At 62.9% G+C, this 13,964-nt stretch carries 13 protein-coding genes and 1 pseudogene; all 14 read left to right on the top strand.

Features of this window, described 5'->3' with window-relative positions:
* The first annotated feature begins 94 nt into the window (after positions 1–94).
* The 14 genes and pseudogenes from ML401_RS36335 (at position 95) to ML401_RS36270 (ending at position 13,616) form a co-directional block, all read left to right on the top strand.
* Positions 95–541, top strand: coding sequence for a hydrogenase accessory protein (locus ML401_RS36335; RefSeq protein ID WP_285813265.1), 447 nt, complete (start codon positions 95–97; stop codon positions 539–541).
* Entirely contained in the window at positions 538–1,401 is an 864-nt protein-coding gene (locus ML401_RS36330; protein WP_285813264.1) for a hydrogenase expression/formation protein, read from the top strand. The genes ML401_RS36335 and ML401_RS36330 overlap by 4 nt, the downstream gene beginning before the upstream one ends.
* Entirely contained in the window at positions 1,398–1,607 is a 210-nt protein-coding gene (locus ML401_RS36325; RefSeq protein ID WP_128929519.1) for a rubredoxin, read from the top strand. The genes ML401_RS36330 and ML401_RS36325 overlap by 4 nt, the downstream gene beginning before the upstream one ends.
* Positions 1,604–2,113, top strand: a complete 510-nt coding sequence (gene hybE / locus ML401_RS36320) for a [NiFe]-hydrogenase assembly chaperone HybE (RefSeq protein ID WP_285813372.1) — start codon at positions 1,604–1,606, stop codon at positions 2,111–2,113. Before ML401_RS36325 ends, hybE begins: the two co-directional genes overlap by 4 nt.
* A gap of 137 nt (positions 2,114–2,250) precedes the next feature.
* Positions 2,251–3,201: a nickel-dependent hydrogenase large subunit gene (locus ML401_RS36315; RefSeq protein ID WP_285813263.1), complete on the top strand. Its 951-nt coding sequence runs from the start codon at positions 2,251–2,253 to the stop codon at positions 3,199–3,201.
* Entirely contained in the window at positions 3,194–3,535 is a 342-nt protein-coding gene (gene hypA, locus ML401_RS36310) for a hydrogenase maturation nickel metallochaperone HypA (RefSeq protein ID WP_285813262.1), read from the top strand. Before ML401_RS36315 ends, hypA begins: the two co-directional genes overlap by 8 nt.
* Complete coding sequence (gene hypB, locus ML401_RS36305; RefSeq protein ID WP_285813261.1) at positions 3,535–4,452, top strand: hydrogenase nickel incorporation protein HypB; 918 nt, start codon at positions 3,535–3,537, stop codon at positions 4,450–4,452. Before hypA ends, hypB begins: the two co-directional genes overlap by 1 nt.
* A 2-nt stretch (positions 4,453–4,454) precedes the next feature.
* Positions 4,455–6,710 carry a carbamoyltransferase HypF gene (hypF, locus tag ML401_RS36300; RefSeq protein WP_285813260.1) on the top strand — a complete coding sequence of 752 codons (2,256 nt, stop codon included), beginning with the start codon at positions 4,455–4,457 and terminating at the stop codon, positions 6,708–6,710.
* A complete protein-coding gene (locus tag ML401_RS36295; protein ID WP_285813259.1) occupies positions 6,710–6,946 on the top strand; it encodes a HypC/HybG/HupF family hydrogenase formation chaperone in 237 nt (78 codons plus the stop codon). The genes hypF and ML401_RS36295 overlap by 1 nt, the downstream gene beginning before the upstream one ends.
* Positions 6,943–8,083, top strand: a pseudogene (gene hypD, locus ML401_RS36290) (hydrogenase formation protein HypD). The gene ML401_RS36295 and the pseudogene hypD overlap by 4 nt, the downstream one beginning before the upstream one ends.
* Entirely contained in the window at positions 8,080–9,120 is a 1,041-nt protein-coding gene (gene hypE, locus ML401_RS36285; protein ID WP_285813258.1) for a hydrogenase expression/formation protein HypE, read from the top strand. Before hypD ends, hypE begins: the two are co-directional and overlap by 4 nt.
* 8 nt (positions 9,121–9,128) lie before the next feature.
* Complete coding sequence (locus ML401_RS36280) at positions 9,129–10,829, top strand: hydrogenase maturation protein (RefSeq protein WP_285813257.1); 1,701 nt, start codon at positions 9,129–9,131, stop codon at positions 10,827–10,829.
* Positions 10,826–12,280, top strand: a complete 1,455-nt coding sequence (locus ML401_RS36275) for a sigma-54 dependent transcriptional regulator (protein ID WP_285813256.1) — start codon at positions 10,826–10,828, stop codon at positions 12,278–12,280. The genes ML401_RS36280 and ML401_RS36275 overlap by 4 nt, the downstream gene beginning before the upstream one ends.
* The gene (locus ML401_RS36270) at positions 12,255–13,616 is read left to right on the top strand and encodes an ATP-binding protein (RefSeq protein WP_285813255.1); all 1,362 of its coding nucleotides are present in this window, start codon (positions 12,255–12,257) and stop codon (positions 13,614–13,616) included. The genes ML401_RS36275 and ML401_RS36270 overlap by 26 nt, the downstream gene beginning before the upstream one ends.
* Positions 13,617–13,964: the final 348 nt, after the last annotated feature.

Raw genomic sequence — 13,964 nt, 5'->3', positions numbered from 1 at the left:
TAGTGAATTCAAGATCATACATCCTGACTGTCCCTGGCACACAGCTTGCTAACACTACCCCGATCAGAAAGATAAGTCTGTTTTGGGAGGTCTAATGGAATTCCAGGTAGGACGGCATGATCTCAGTCGGCATGGCCTGAATGAGGTCGATGCCGCGACGGTCGATCATTTTCTTAAACATGCCGACCAAGCCGGTGCTGTCGCCGTGCTGCTATCGGCGGGTAATCCCAACCGTTTTCCGGAGGCCATCGATGTCGCCGTGGTGCTGCCTGAGCTGGTTACGGCGTTCGGAGGCCGCCTGCGCGCCGCGATCATCGCACCCCATGCCGAACAGGCGCTGGGCGAACGTTTCGGGGTGCGCGTGCAGCCGACCCTTATCTTTGTGGCCAAGGGCGAGACGCTGGGGCTGATCGCCAAGATCCAGGATTGGTCGGTCTATGTCGACCGCATCAATAAGCTGATCGACCGCCCGCGCGGGCAAAGCGCACCCGTTGCCGTTACCATTATTCCCCAGCATCGCGCAAAAGGTGTCGAGCTATGAAGGTCGGATTCTGGGATGCGCCGGAAGGCGCCGAGCAACCCGTCAGCGTGTTCCCGATCGGGGAAGAGAGTCTCAATGCTTCAAGTGGCAGCCTGACGGCGGCCGGCGCACTAGCAAGACTCGCAACGTTAGACAGTGTCGAGCTCGCTAAGAACTGCCCCAAAGCCGTCACGCTGCTCTCCAACATTGCGGAGGCCATTGCAGATCAAAGGGCGGACGCACCCTCGCAACTCTTCCGGCTCGGCAATCTCAACGATCTCGAAAGCAAGCTTGTTGCCGATGTTCTCGGCGAGGGGGAGGTCGGCGGTGTCGTGGCGCTGCCGGACGGATCGCTGGCGCAGATTCAAGAATCGGTGCTCGCAGGAATCTGGCGTGTCAGGCTCGAAACTAACGCGGCTTCCGAATATATTGAAGTGGGCGCCGTTCCCGAGATCGTCAGACGCGCAGCAGCCGATTTGACGGCCGCCGATTTCGAAATCGGACAGGCCCCTGAAGGCGCCATGAACGTCCTACCGGTGCTCGCCGAGATCCGCGAGCGGGCGCTAGCCTGGCGTCCTGGCATCCGCTCGCAGATCATCAATTTCACTCTGTTGCCGATGAGCCCGGTGGATATGAGCTTTTTGCAGGAGACTATTCGGAACGGGCCGATCCAGCTTGTCTCGCGCGGCTATGGCACCTGTCGGGTGCTGTCGACTGGCATTCGCAATGTCTGGTCGGTGCAGTTTTTCAACGCCATGGACACCATCATCCTCGACACGCTGGAAGTCGGCGGGGTACCCACGGTTGCGCTTGCTGCAGACGAAGATTTCGAGGATTCCGCCGAACGGCTCCAAGAAATCATTGAGGCATATTTCAAATGAGCGCCTTTGAGAACTTTGGCGTGCGCCAAGACGTCACTGAGGCTGCGCGGCTTGAATGCGGCATCTGTTGGACCGTCTATGATCCGGCCGATGGTGATGCGGTGGCGCAGATTGCACCCGGCACACCGTTCTCACTTCTGCCGGAGGAGTGGCGATGTCCGAACTGCGACGCCCCGAAATCGAAGTTCATGGCGATCGAAACATGACTGCCAGCGCGCCGAGCTCTCCCAGCGACGCCGACGCGGTGACATGGGGCGAGCTATTGGCAGGAATGTATCGCCAGATCGGCGAGCGCGCGATGCGCGATTTGCCCATTTACAACGATGCCCTCGATGTTGAGGCCATTGGTTTCCGTCGCTTCGAGGGAACGTTTGTCGGCATCATGGTCACTCCTTGGTTCATGAACGTGGTGATGCCGGCGAGCGCCGCTGGGGATAGGTCGGGCGCGACCGTCCGTATTCGCTTTCCAGCCGGTGATATCGAATTTACCCTCAGCGAGGTGCAGATGGGCCGCATCGCAAGCTGCTCGCTGTTCTCGCCAATGTTCCAATTTGCGGACATGGCATCGGCGCGAGCAACAGCTGAAGCCGCTCTTGCCGAGCTGATGCTGCCGGCCGACAGCGAGGAGGCGGTCCGCCGGCGCGAACCACCGACGACTCCGATTGATCGCCGGAGCTTCCTGCGCGGTACCTTGACGGAGCGGCCGGGATGAGTCGCCCCTTTCGAAACGAGATTGACATAACGGTGTGGCTCACTGGTACCACAATTTCGGACGTTGCTATCCGGCCACGGAGCCGGCCTCCCCTAACGAGGTTGTTTGCCGGAAAGCCGGCAAGCGCGCTCATCCCTGTGCTGCCGCGCCTGTTCTCCTTATGCTCGGTCGCCCACCAAGTGGCCTTCCTCTCGGCAATCGAGGCGGCGCAGGGGCTGGAAATGACCAAGCCGATAGCGATGCATCGTCTCACGGCGGTTGTCGCCGAGCGCTTGACTGAATTGATACGCGGCCTGTTCGTCGCAGGCCTCGAACTCGATCAGGAGAGCGCGCCCGCAGTGCGAAGCATGATACAGGCGAGCACCACTCTCAGTGGTGCGGTTGAAACCGTGCCAGAAGCCGTGCGCCGCGATGTCATTGCACACGTCAAGGCTGCGCTCCGCGCGCTCGGAATTTCGGGTGAACACCAGCCTCCGGCGCCAGGCAGCGTACTTTCCGCCTATCTGACGCGCTGCGATCGTGAGGTGCTGTCATTGCCGGCGGCCGACCAATTCTTTCTGACCCCCGCTGACGATCTTGAGATCGTGACGCGCCTCATGGCTGAAGGGACGGCTTATTCCGAAGCGCCGGAACTCTGCGGGAGGGTTCCGGAAACGGGCGTCTGGGCGCGGCGGGCGCAGCGCGAGCAGATTTTGTCCGCAGGTGCTAGCGGCGCCGCGCGCGTGAGAGCGCGCATCGGCGAGATCGCCCGGCTCACCTGTTGGCTGGACGCCAGGCGGGACGCTCCCGATAATGGCGTCGTTGCGAGTTATCGGCTCGGCGAGCGCCGGGGCGCAGCGGCAGTGGAATGCGCCCGGGGCCGGCTCCATCACGCGGTTAAGCTCGATGAGGAGGGACGTATCGTCCGCTTCGAATATCTCGCTCCGACCGAGTGGAATTTTCACGGACGCGGACCGCTGGTGCGAAGCCTCAAGGGCGCGTTGCTCTCCGCCGGCCGGCAGGGCCAAGACGCGGTGCGGACACTTGTCGGCGCGTTCGACCCCTGCGTCGGATTCAGCCTCAGCTTCCGCGAGGCCAGCCATGCATGAGATGGCCTTGTGCGAGGGCATCATCGGTATCGTCGAGGAGGAGGCGCGCAAGCGCTCGTTCTTGCGGGTGAAGGCGGTGTGTTTGGAGATCGGTGCGCTCAGCCATGTCGCGCCGGACGCAATGAAATTCTGCTTCGAGGCCGTCGCGGCGCGGACTATCGCGCAAGGCGCAAGGCTTGAGATCATCGCGACGCCGGGCACGGCCTGGTGCATGGCCTGCTCGCAAAACGTCGAGATCAAGCAGCGCTACGAGCCGTGTCCATCCTGCGGCAGCTATCAATTGCAGGTCACCGGCGGCGAAGAGATGCGTGTGAAGGAACTGGAGGTCGACTGATGTGTACGGTCTGCGGCTGCAGCGACGGCAAAGCGTCCATCGAACATACGCATGATCATGATCATGGTCATAATCAGGATCACGACCACGCTCATGGCGGTCATCATCACCACCATGGCCCCGGTCACCATCACCACCACCATCACGACGGAAGCCACGATCATGGGCCTGGCGATACGGGCCTGCTCGACTGCAGTGCAAATGCCGCCGGCCAACAGATCGCGGGCATGAGCAGCGATCGCATCATCCAGATCGAACGCGATATTCTCGGCAAGAACGACAGGCTCGCCGCCGACAACCGCGCTCGCTTCCGTGCCGACGACGTGCTCGCCTTCAACTTGGTTTCGAGCCCCGGAGCCGGCAAAACCTCGCTGCTGGTCCGCACCGTCAGTGAGCTGAAGGACAGTTTCCCGATCGGCGTGATCGAGGGCGACCAGCAAACCTCCAACGATGCCGAGCGCATCCGCGCAACCGGCGTGCCGGCGATCCAGGTCAACACCGGAAAGGGCTGCCATCTCGACGCGGCCATGGTCGGGGAAGCCTATGACCGGCTGCCCTGGCTGAACGGTGGGGTCGTGTTCATCGAGAATGTCGGTAATCTCGTCTGTCCGGCGGCATTCGACCTCGGTGAAGCCTGCAAGATCGTGGTGTTCTCGACCACGGAAGGCGAGGACAAGCCGCTGAAATATCCGGACATGTTCGCAGCCTCCGCGCTTATGCTGATCAACAAGATCGATCTTGCGCCCGTGCTCGATTTCGACCTCGCCAGGACCATCGAATATGCGCGGCGGGTCAATCCCAGGATCGAGGTGCTGACGGTGTCGGCGCGCACCGGCGAAGGTTTCCCGGCCTTCTATGCCTGGCTCCGCAAGCGGGCTTCGAAGGCGAAGCCGGACGAGATCACGGTAGCGGAGTGAGGATGAGCGACCAGGCCACAGCGCGGGACGGACGGCGGCTGCGCCTGCATGTGCGTGGCGCCGTGCAGGGCGTCGGCTTTCGTCCCTACGTCTATGGTCTCGCCACCCGCTACCGCCTCGGCGGCTTCGTCGCCAACGATCCGAACGGCGTTCTTATCGAAGTCGAAGGCGAGCGGGCGTCCGATTTCGTCGCCGCGCTGCCACTGGAAAAGCCGCCGCTTGCCAGGATCGACGAGATCTCGGTTCAGCCGATCGGCGCCGCCGCCACCGAGGAGTTCTCGATTCGCGCCAGCGAGCAGGGTAGGGTGTCGACGCGCATCGTGGCGGACGCCGCGACTTGCCAGGAATGCCTGAGCGAGCTGTTCGATCCGGCAAGCCGATTCCACCGCTATCCCTTCATCAACTGCACGCATTGCGGTCCGCGCTACACCATCGCCGAGCGGCTGCCCTATGATCGTCCGGCCACCGCAATGAAGCCCTTTGCGATGTGCGTAGCCTGCGCCGCTGATTATGCTGACCCCGTCAGTCGCCGCTTCCATGCCGAGGCGATTGCGTGCCCGCGATGCGGGCCGCGGCTCAGCCATGGCATCGCCGAGATCGCTGCCGCCGTCGCGGGCGGCAAGATTGTCGCGATCAAGGGCCTCGGCGGTTATCAGCTCATCTGCGATGCCCGCAATGATGCGGCCGTGCGGCAACTGCGCCTGCGCAAGCAGCGCGATCAGAAACCCTTTGCTGTCATGGCCGGCACGCTGGAGGCAGCCGCGGAGTTCGCCGAGGCCGACGCTGCCGAACTTGCGCTGCTCGAGTCGCTGCCGCGGCCGATCGTGTTGCTGACATCGCGCGGTCGGCTTGCACCGTCAATCGCGCCGGAGCTGGCGCGGATAGGCGTCATGCTGCCGGTCGCACCGCTGCATCATCTGATCTTTGATGCGCTGAACTCGGCGCACCCGCAGGCAGGCGAGAGCTGGGCAATTGTCGCAACCAGCGCCAATTTCAGCGGCGAGCCGCTGCTGATCGACAATCGCGAAGCGGAGCAACGACTTGCCGGCATCGCCAATCTCATTGTCACGCATGACCGCGACATTCTCACCCGCGCCGATGATTCCGTGACGGCGGTGGTTGCCGGCCGGACCCAGTTCATTCGGCGTGCGCGAGGCTATGTCCCGGAGCCTATCCGGCTTACGCGCTCGGTGGCGCCCCTGCTCGCCGTCGGCGGAGCGCTGAAGTCGACCGTGACGGTGACGCGCGGCAACGAGGCCTTTGTCTCCCAGCACATCGGCGACCTCGACACCGCAGAAAGCGTCCGATTCTTCGAGGAAACTGTGGACCATCTGCTGTCTACCCTCGACGTCGAGCCTGTCGCCCTGATCCACGACTTGCATCCGAACATGGCCTCGACCCGTTTCGCCGAGGCACGCGGGAACAGGCTGATCGCTGTCCAGCACCATCACGCCCATGCGGCCTCGGTGATGGCGGAGCATGGCATCGCGGGTCCGGTGCTGGCCTTAGTGCTCGACGGGTTCGGCTACGGCAGCGACGGCGGCAATTGGGGAGGCGAACTGCTTGCCTGCGAAGGTGCGCGCTTCCGGCGGCTCGGGAATCTGGCGCCGCTGAAGATGCCGGGCGGCGATCGGGTCGCGCGCGAGCCGTGGCGGATGGCCGCCAGCGTGCTGCACGCGCTTCGGCGCGGCGACGCGATCGCGTCTCGCTTTGCGGCACAGCCGCCGGCCGTGCGCCTGTCGGCTCTGCTCGAGCAATCCGGTATGCCCACCACAACCAGCGCCGGCCGGCTGTTTGACGCGGCCGCAGGGCTGCTCGGGGTCTGCACCGTGCAAAGCTACGAAGGCGAGGCTGCCATGAAGCTCGAGGCGCGGGTCCGCAAGCCGCGCGTTGTGTCCGACGGCTGGGTGATCGAGAATGGCGCGCTGTCGCTGCTCCCATTGCTCGACCGTCTGGTGGTCGATGCGCCGGATCCCACCGACGGGGCCGAGCTGTTTCACGGCACCTTCGCTGCCGCTTGCGTCGATTGGATCGCCCAAGCGGCTCGTGAGACCGGACTTGCGACCGTCGCCTTGAGCGGCGGTTGCTTCCTCAACGCGAGCCTCAGCGCAGGGATATCGCGCGGGTGCATCGCTGCCGGGCTTACCCCGCTCTTGCCGCGCCAATTGCCGCCGAATGATGGCGGCCTGAGCCTGGGTCAGGCCTGGGTCGCGGCGCTGCAACTTCTCGAACACCAAGGCTTGGAAGGAACCGCCTGATGTGTCTTGCCATACCCGCCGAGGTGACAAAGCTCCTGCCTGACGACATGGCCATTGTGTCCATCGACGGCGTCAGCAAGGAGATCTCCGTCGCGCTCATCGAGGATCTCGCCATCGGCGACTACGTGATCATCCATGTTGGCTACGCGCTGACCAAGATCGATCCAGAGGAGGCGCAACGGACGGTGGAATTGCTGCGCGAGCTTAGCGCCGAGGCCTTGGGAGCCCTGCCATGAAATATGCCGACGAGTTCCGCGACAAGGAGATCGCGCTCGGGCTTGCGAAAGCGATCCAGTCCGAGGCGGACCCGCAGCGCGCCTATCGCTTCATGGAATTCTGCGGCGGCCACACGCATGCGATCTCGCGTTATGGCCTGGAGGACATGCTGCCCAAAAACGTGCGGATGATCCACGGTCCGGGTTGCCCGGTCTGCGTACTGCCGGCGGGGCGCATCGACATGGCGATCCGACTGGCCGAACGGCCCGAAATCATCTTCTGCGTCTATGGCGATCTGATGCGCGTGCCGGGCTCGCAAGGCGCGTCGTTGCTGAAGGCAAAGGCGCACGGCGCCGACATCCGCATGGTCTATTCCACCATCGATGCGCTCAGGATAGCCGAGGAGAATCCGGAGCGCCAGATCGTATTCTTCGCCATCGGCTTCGAAACGACGACGCCGCCCACCGCGGTCATGATCCGTTTGGCCGAAAAGAAGCAGCTCGCCAATTTCAGCGTCTTCTGCAACCACGTGCTGACGCCGCCGGCGATGCAGAACATCTTGGAGAGCCCGGATATTCGCAACATCGGCCGGGTCGAGATCGACGGCTTTGTCGGACCTGCGCATGTCTCGACCATTATCGGGACGGCACCTTACGAGTTCTTCGCGGAAGAATTCGGCAAGCCGGTGGTGATCTCGGGCTTCGAGCCCCTCGACATGATGCAGGCGATCCTGATGCTGGTGCGGCAGGTCAACGAGAACCGGCACGAGGTCGAGAACCAGTACAGCCGCGCAGTGAACCGCGACGGCAATCTGCGCGCCAAGGAGGAGGTCTCCGACATTTTCGAGCTGCGCAACCAGTTCGAATGGCGCGGGCTAGGGCAGGTACCCTATAGCGGCCTGAAGCAAGCGCGCTTTCGCGAAATACGATGCCGAAGCGCGCTTCGACATGAAGGAGCTCCGCGTTGCCGACAATCCGGCCTGCGAATGCGGCGCCATCCTGCGCGGGGTGAAGAAACCGGTCGATTGCAAGCTGTTCGGGACAGTCTGCACGCCGGAAACGCCGATGGGGTCTTGCATGGTCTCGTCCGAGGGCGCCTGCGCTGCGCACTGGACCTATGGCCGCTTCCGCGACCATCAGCAGAGGCGGGCATCATGAAGGCCCATCAACGCAAGCTCGACATCAAGAACGGCTGCGTAGACCTTTCCCACGGCTCCGGCGGCCGCGCGATGGCACAGCTGATCTCGGTTCTTTTCCACTCGGCCTTCGGCAACGAATGGCTGGCGCGCGGCAATGACCAATCGGCCTTCGATGTCGCAGCCGGGCGCATGGTCATGACGACCGATGGTTACGTGGTCTCGCCGCTGTTCTTCCCGGGCGGCAATATCGGCTCGCTCGCCGTGCACGGCACGGTCAACGACATCGCTATGGCCGGCGCGCGGCCGCTCTATCTCTCGGCGAGCTTCATCATCGAGGAGGGCTTTCGCTTCTCCGACCTGAAGATGATCGCGGAATCCATGGGCGAGGCGGCGCGCGCGGCCGGCGTCAATATCATCACGGGCGATACCAAGGTCGTCGAGCGTGGCAAGGCCGACGGTCTCTTCATCTCGACCGCCGGCGTCGGCGTCGTGCCCGATGGCCTCGATCTCTCTGCCGAGAAGGCCTGCGTCGGCGATCGGGTCCTGATCTCCGGCACGCTCGGCGATCACGGCGTCGCCATCATGTCGAAGCGGCAGAACCTCGCCTTCGAGACCGAGATCGTCTCGGACTCAGCCTCGCTGCATGATCTCGTGGCAAAGATGGTCGCGGCAGGCGGAAAGGGCATCCGCCTGATGCGCGATCCGACGCGCGGCGGGCTGGCCGCCGCGCTCAACGAGATCGCCCAGCAGTCTGGCCTCGGCTTCCGTGTGCAGGAGGAGGCGATCCCGGTGAAGCCGGGCGTGGCCGCGGCCTGCGAGTTGCTGGGCCTAGACCCGCTCTATGTCGCCAACGAAGGCAAGCTGGTTGCAATTGTGGCGCCCGAGGCGGCCGCTACCGTGCTCGCGACGATGCGCGCGCATCCGCTCGGCTGTGATGCGGCCGACATCGGCGAGGCCGTGGCCGACGATCACCATTTCGTGCAGATGGCGACGAGCTTTGGCGGTGGCCGGATCGTCGACTGGTTGTCGGGCGAACAACTGCCGAGGATCTGCTGAGGCCGGTCATGCGCATCCTGCTTCTCACGCACTCCTTCAACAGCCTAACGCAACGGCTTCATGTCGAGCTCAGGGAGGGTGGCCACGAGGTCTCGGTCGAGCTGGATATCCACGCCGACGTTACGCGCGAAAGCGTGGCGCTGTATCAGCCGGATCTGGTGATCGCGCCGTTCCTCAAGCGCGCAATCCCCGAGGATGTCTGGCGCAGCGTGCGCTGCCTGATCGTCCATCCCGGTCCGCCCGGCGACCACGGTCCGGCGGCGCTCGACTGGGCGATTCTGGAAGGTGTTCCCAAGTGGGGCTTGACTGTGCTTCAGGCCGACGGCGAGTTCGACGCTGGCCCGATCTGGGCTTTCAGAACCTTCCCGATGCGGCGCGCGGCAAAATCCAGCGTCTACCGCAACGAGGTGACGACGAGCGCGGTCGCGGCGGTGCTCGAAGCCATTGCAGCAATCGAAGCCGGACGGCCGACACCGTCGCCGATGCCCGCCGATGATCCCCGCATTCGCGTGCGCGGGCCCTGCCGGCAGGCCGACCGGGTAATCGACTGGCAGCACGACACGAGCGAGACCGTGCTGCGCAAGATCAACAGTGCGGACGGAATGCCGGGCCTGGTCGACAGCCTGTTCTTCAAAGATGTCAGGCTGTTCGACGCCCACGAGGCGCGCGGCATCTCCGGGGTGCCCGGCACCATTGTGGCGCATTGCGATGGAGCCTTGGCCCGGGCCACGGTCGATGGTGCCGTCTGGATCGGCCATGTGCGGCAGCTTACACCGAAAAGCCTGAAACGATCCGCAGCAAAGGTCTTTGCGGAGCAGGCGACGCGCCTGCCGTACCGACCCGATTGTGGCTATGCTCCCATACGATATCGAGAGCAAGGCGAGGTCGGCGAGTTGCAGTTTTCCTTCTACAACGGTGCCATGGCGACCTCTGACTGCGAAGCGTTGCTGAACGCCTACCGAGCCGCGCTGGCCCGCCCAACCAAGGTGCTTCTCCTGACCGGTGGGCGCGATTACTGGTCCAACGGCATTCACCTCGCCGAGATCGAGGCGGCCGACAGCGCTGCGGACGAGTCTTTGCGCAACATCAATGCGATCGACGATCTCGCGCACACGGTCATCGAGACCACTGATCGGCTCGTCGTTTCCGTCATTCGCGGCAACGCCGGCGCGGGCGGTGTATTCCTAAGTCTCGCTGCCGATGAGGTCTGGGCCAGCGATCAGGTCGTCCTGAATCCACATTATAAGGACATGGGCAATCTCTTCGGCTCGGAATACTGGACTTATCTTCTGCCGCGCCGCGCGGGTGCAGCGAACGCCACCCGGATCACGCAATGCCGCCTGCCGATGGGCGTGGCCGAGGCGGGGCGCCTTGGCATCATCGATCGTGCTCTGTCGGGCGGGGAGCTGGCGGAGGGCCGCCTCATGAGCCTTGCCGCGGCCATGGCGGCAGATGAACGCTTTGCGGCGCGTCTTGCTGACAAGCAGCGACGTCGCGCAGCGGACGACGCCTACAAGCCCTTGCAGGCCTATCGAGACGAGGAGCTGCGGCGGATGCGGCTTAATTTCTACGGATTCGATCCGAGCTACCACGTCGCCCGTTACAACTTCATCCACAAGGTGCCGAAGTCGCGCACGCCACTCACAATCGCACCCCATAGGTCGCCCCGCGCGCTCGACAAATCTACCCGCATGGGGGTGCGCACATGAGCTTCCAGGGTACCATTTTGGTAGTCGACGACGAGGTCAGGTCACAGGAGGCGCTGCGCCGCGTCCTCAACGAGGATTTTGAGGTACTCTGCGCCGGCAGCGCAGCAGACGCTGAAAAGCTGCTCGAAGGGGAGATCGTCCACGCCATCATCTGCGACCAGCGCATGCCGCACGAATCCGGCGTCAGTTTCCTCAAGCGGGTGCGCGAGCTCTGGCCGGATCCGGTGCGCATGATCATTTCCGGCTATTCGGAATCGGACGACATCATCGCAGGGCTCAATGAGGCGGGCATCTATCAATATATCACCAAGCCCTGGCAGCCGGACCGGCTGATCGACATCGTCAAGGAGGCGGTCCAGCTCTATCGGCTTCAGAAGGAGACAGAGACCGCAGGGGTCGACGTCAAAGCAACGCCCGAGCACATCAAGAGGGTCGTTTCGGTCAAGCGCGGTGCAGCCAAGCATCTCTATGACTTCAACCGAATTGTGCACGCCCCGGACAGCCCGATGCATGCGGTCATTGAACTCGGCCGGCGGGCGGCCGAATACGACATCTCCGTGCTGATCACGGGCGAGTCCGGAACCGGCAAAGAGCTGCTGGCACGCGCGATCCACTATGGCTCCGCCCGAGCCGGTAAGGCTTTCGTCGTTGAGAACTGTGGGGCGCTGCCTGACGAGCTTCTCGAAAGCGAGTTGTTCGGGTGTAAGAAGGGCGCTTTCACTGGCGCCTACCAGGATCGCATTGGTCTGTTCGAAGTTGCCGATGGCGGTACCATCTTCCTTGATGAAATCGGAGAGACCTCGCCGGCGTTTCAGGTGAAGCTGCTCCGTGTGCTGCAGGAGAGCGAGATCCGTCCGCTCGGCGCCCAACGTGTAAGGAAAGTCGACGTCCGTGTGGTGGCAGCCACCAATCGGGATCTTGAGGCCGAGGTGGAGGCGGGCCGCTTCCGCCGTGATCTCTATTATCGGTTGGCAGCGTTCCCGGTCCACATGCCAGCGCTTCGCGAGCGGCCGATGGATGTACCCTTGATCGCGGAAGGAGTACTGTCTCAAGTCAAGACTTCCTTCAACCGGCCCGGTCTGCGTTTTGCCTCGGCTGCTCTTGAGGGCTTCGTCAAATACCCCTGGCCAGGGAACGTGCGCGAACTGCAGAACGAGATCCAGCGTATGGCTGTGCTGGCTGACTCGGACGAATTGAGTGCTCCCACGCTGCTCGGCCGGCGCAACGGCAGGCGGACCGCCACGGAGGTCATTCAGAAGCTGAACGGCGCAGCGAGCCTGAAGGACAGGGTGGAGGACCTCGAGAAGTCGGTTATCATCAGCTCCCTGGAGAAATATGAGGGCAATATCAGCCGGGTTGCCAGCGAGCTCGGGCTGTCCCGGGTAGGCCTGCGGAACAAGCTGTCCAGGTATGATTTGAGAAAAAATGGCAAAGGCGACGCATTCTCCTGACGGATCCGACTCGCTGCTCAAGTTGATCAGCAACCGCGGCGCTATCGAGTTCGACCACGAGCGTGAGGGCGCTTGGATCGAGGTCATCCGCAAGATGGACGAGGTCTATTCCGACCTATTGCGTTACGAGGTCGATCTCGAACACAAGAATGCCGAGCTCGAGGAAGCTCAAGCGTTTGTCACCAACGTCATCGAATCTGTCTCTGATATCCTCATCGTTTGCGACGCGAAAGGCCAAGTCCAGCAGGTCAACTCCGCTTTACAGCGCACGCTTGACCGCGCCAATGACGAGATCGTCGGCTGGACAATGGCAGACATCATTGATGCTGCCGATGGCGCCAAGCTCATGTCGCTTCTCAAGCCTCGTAGCCCGTCCGAGGTTGTGGATGGCGAACTCCGTTTCTTGACCAAAGGCGGCAGCTCAGACCTGTTCGCAATCAACAGCTCGCCCCGACACGACCATCGGGGCCGCTTCATCGGCGTGGTTCTGACTGGAAGGCCGATCGGCGAGCTTCGCCGAGCCTATGAAGCATTACACACGGCTCATCAGGAGCTACAGCGGGTGCAGCGTCAATTGGTAGAACAGGAGAAGATGGCAAGTCTCGGCCGACTGGTGGCTGGTGTCGCTCACGAGCTTAACAATCCTATCAGCTTCGTCTATGGGAACGTGCACACCTTGATGCGCTATCGCACCGCGCTGACATCCTACCTTGATGCCGTCCACGGCGCATCGATGAGCTCCGAAGCTGCTGCCTTGAAGAAAAGCCTCCGCATTGACGCCATTCTAGAGGATCTCGGCCCGCTCCTGGACGGGACAATGGAAGGCGCGGTGCGCATTAGCGAAATTGTAAAGAACTTACGCCGGCTTTCCTTCAGCAAGCTCGGGGAGGTTGATCGCGTCAACATCGAGCCTCTGATCAACACCGCCGTGCTGTGGGCAGTCCGCACGAAGCAGGTCCGCCTCGACATTCACATGGACATCGACGCGGATCTTTGGACTTGCGGGAATGAAGGGCAGCTCCACCAGGTTATCGTAAATCTCGTCGAAAACGCAATTGACGCCACGCGCGGCACGCCGGAGCCGCGGCTAGAGATATCGGCTCGCCGCAATCAAAACGAGATCCTGATTCGTTTGTCCGATAACGGGCCGGGGATCGAACAGCAGAACATCGGTCGCATATTTGAGCCGTTCTTTACGACCAAGCGCGTTGGAGAGGGCACGGGGCTCGGCCTTTGGATCAGCTACGGAATCGTGCGCGAGCATGGTGGCGAGCTAACTGTTATCAATGCACCAGAGGGAGGGGCAACATTCTCTTTCGCTCTCCCGGCGGCCTAGAGTTGGCCTCGTAGGCCCAAATGATGTTCTCCCAATGCGGCCAGCCCTACACCCCAAGGCGCGCTTGCGCCTTCGCGAGAAGGGGTACCTCCCGGCCCCCCGGTGCCAGAGGTATTACCTCGGCGTCTGTGTGACTGGGCCTGCCTAATGGTGTTTCGCGCAGCCGAAATCGTGAGGCTTACCCCCCTGACGGCGATTGGCGAGTTCTGTGCGTCAAGTTCAGCAAAATTGATCATGGGGTCCGGCCGAGCCATCCCCTCGGAGCCGCCGTCGCTCGCTTGCCCAAAGCGGAGCGCTGGCGAGCGACGGCGGCGGAGAGGGGTGGCGTGCATCCCCTTGGTGGGCCTG

Source organism: Bradyrhizobium sp. 62B, assembly GCF_030272265.2.
In the GTDB taxonomy this organism is placed as follows: domain Bacteria; phylum Pseudomonadota; class Alphaproteobacteria; order Rhizobiales; family Xanthobacteraceae; genus Bradyrhizobium.
The sequence above is the reverse complement of the archived record's forward strand: the minus strand, read 5'-3'. Positions and strand labels throughout refer to the sequence as shown.

Excerpts from the sequence above, each read along its gene's own strand:
- ML401_RS36295 (WP_285813259.1), top strand. The coding sequence starts at position 6,710 with ATGTGTCTTGCCATACCCGCCGAGGTGACAAAGCTCCTGCCTGACGAC.
- hybE (WP_285813372.1), top strand. The coding sequence starts at position 1,604 with ATGACTGCCAGCGCGCCGAGCTCTCCCAGCGACGCCGACGCGGTGACA.
- ML401_RS36280 (WP_285813257.1), top strand. The coding sequence starts at position 9,129 with ATGCGCATCCTGCTTCTCACGCACTCCTTCAACAGCCTAACGCAACGG.
- hypB (WP_285813261.1), top strand. The coding sequence starts at position 3,535 with ATGTGTACGGTCTGCGGCTGCAGCGACGGCAAAGCGTCCATCGAACAT.
- ML401_RS36330 (WP_285813264.1), top strand. The coding sequence starts at position 538 with ATGAAGGTCGGATTCTGGGATGCGCCGGAAGGCGCCGAGCAACCCGTC.
- ML401_RS36335 (WP_285813265.1), top strand. The coding sequence starts at position 95 with ATGGAATTCCAGGTAGGACGGCATGATCTCAGTCGGCATGGCCTGAAT.
- hypE (WP_285813258.1), top strand. The coding sequence starts at position 8,080 with ATGAAGGCCCATCAACGCAAGCTCGACATCAAGAACGGCTGCGTAGAC.
- ML401_RS36325 (WP_128929519.1), top strand. The coding sequence starts at position 1,398 with ATGAGCGCCTTTGAGAACTTTGGCGTGCGCCAAGACGTCACTGAGGCT.
- ML401_RS36270 (WP_285813255.1), top strand. The coding sequence starts at position 12,255 with ATGGCAAAGGCGACGCATTCTCCTGACGGATCCGACTCGCTGCTCAAG.
- hypA (WP_285813262.1), top strand. The coding sequence starts at position 3,194 with ATGCATGAGATGGCCTTGTGCGAGGGCATCATCGGTATCGTCGAGGAG.
- ML401_RS36275 (WP_285813256.1), top strand. The coding sequence starts at position 10,826 with ATGAGCTTCCAGGGTACCATTTTGGTAGTCGACGACGAGGTCAGGTCA.
- hypF (WP_285813260.1), top strand. The coding sequence starts at position 4,455 with ATGAGCGACCAGGCCACAGCGCGGGACGGACGGCGGCTGCGCCTGCAT.